Genomic DNA, 1,326 nt, shown 5'->3' on the forward strand with positions numbered 1-1,326 from the left:
CGTGGGCGCCGGGCCGTGGGGAGCCGCCGTCGCGAGGACCCCGGCGGCCGGGGGATCGGGCGGTCGGTCAGGGGGCCGGCGGGGCGTCAGGGAACAACGACGACCTTGGTGCCGATGGTGGCGAAGACCCACATCGCGGCGCCGTCCGCACGCTTCTCGCGGATGCCGCCCGTCTTCTTCCCCGGGTCCACCTCGGGCTTCGCCTTGCTGTCGAGTGCCGCGCTGAAGCCGACGACCGCCTCGCCGACCTGCGCGAAGCGCACCACGTTCTCGACCGGAACTCCGTCGGAGCCGGTGATGTGCGCCGACCGCGACGTCACCGTGTACTCACCCGGCAGCGGGCTGACGGAGCCCGGCGTCACCTTGTACGTGCGGGTGACCTTGCCGCTCTCGTCGACGAGCCAGACCCGCTGCGCCTCCAGCGCGTACACCACCCGCAGGCCGGTACCGGAGTCGGCGGGCAGCGCCTCGGGGTCGGCGGGGGACTCGGCGGCGCCGGGCACTGCGGACGAGGAGGCGGCGGGCTGAGGCTTCCGGGCCTGCGGGGCCTCCTCATGGGCGGCGGCGGCCTGGTAGGCGAGCACTCCGACGACGGCCAGCGCCACCGCGGTCAGCCCGGCTACGAAAATCCCCGCGCTGTTCCGCGCCACGGTGGGTCACCTCTCGTACAGCTGACTGGTCCACAGCTGACGTTAGCAGCCGGGCAGGGCGGATTCCGGCCCGCCGGGGCCGTGCCCGCCGACCGGACGGCGCGCACCCACGGTCGGCCGAGCCGTAGGCTTGGCCCGTGCTGCTGCTTGCTCTCGACACCGCGACCCCCGCCGTCACCGTCGCCCTGCACGACGGGCACCGGGTGCTCGCCTCCCGGGACCAGGTCGACGCCCGCCGACACGGCGAGCTGCTCCTGCCCGCCGTGGACCGCGTCCTGCGGGAAGCCGGACGCACCCCGGCCGAGCTGACCGACCTCGTCGTCGGCGTCGGCCCGGGGCCGTACACCGGCCTGCGCGTCGGCCTCGCCACCGCCGCGGCCTTCGGCGCCGCCCTCGACGTGCCGGTGCACGGCCTGTGCACCCTCGACGGCATCGCCTTCGCCTCCGGCCTGGACGAGCCGTTCGTGGTCGCCACCGACGCCCGCCGCAAGGAGGTCTACTGGGCCCGCTACGCCGACCGCCGCACCCGGACCACGGAACCCGCCGTCAACCGCCCGGCCGAACTCGGCGAGCAGGTCGCCGGGACCGTCGCGGTCGGCGCGGGTGCGGTGCTCTACGCCGACACGTTCACCGGCGCACGGCCCGAGCTGCCGCAGCACCAGTCGGCAGCCGCGCT

2 protein-coding genes are annotated in these 1,326 nt (G+C 75.6%); one reads left to right on the top strand and one right to left on the bottom strand.

Going from position 1 to position 1,326, the window contains the following annotated elements; translation table 11 throughout:
* Window positions 1–86: 86 nt before the first annotated feature.
* A complete protein-coding gene (locus ACYVE9_RS27170) occupies window positions 87–650 on the bottom strand; it encodes a hypothetical protein (protein ID WP_461030541.1) in 564 nt (187 codons plus the stop codon).
* A 137-nt stretch (window positions 651–787) separates the two neighbouring features.
* Between ACYVE9_RS27170 and tsaB the strand changes: the two genes are divergently transcribed.
* Window positions 788–1,326 (top strand): tRNA (adenosine(37)-N6)-threonylcarbamoyltransferase complex dimerization subunit type 1 TsaB (gene tsaB, locus ACYVE9_RS27175; RefSeq protein ID WP_461030542.1); only part of this gene is annotated, 539 nt, incomplete at its 3' end.

The sequence above is a fragment of the Streptomyces sparsus genome (assembly GCF_054776295.1).